The following is a 274-nucleotide window of genomic DNA, read 5'->3' as shown; positions in this document are numbered from 1 at the left end:
GGCGCACCGGAACCGGTTCGGCTCCAAATCGGAAAGCCTCGATCAGCTCAATCTGAGCCTTGCCGAGGAAGAGGCCATTGGTGTAGCTGCTGATCAGCAAAACATGCCGGAACCAGCCTCGGTGGATGCTCCTTCCGGACAGGCCAAACGCCAGCACAGCCGTAAGCCGCTACCGAACCATCTTGAGCGCAATGACACGATCTTGATGCCGGGCGAAGCCTGCCTTCGGTGTGGCGGCAAGCTGAAGACACTGGGTGAGGACATTACCGAAGAG

Annotated in this window: 1 protein-coding gene; it reads left to right on the top strand. The window is 59.1% G+C overall.

What is annotated here, in order from left to right; translation table 11 throughout:
• Window positions 1–274 (top strand): transposase domain-containing protein (locus tag ACXAH0_RS25265; RefSeq protein WP_475196088.1); only part of this gene is annotated, 274 nt, incomplete at both ends.

The organism is Roseibium sp. AWQ4_290, assembly GCF_056160985.1.
This window is presented reverse-complemented; position numbering and strand designations above follow the sequence as displayed.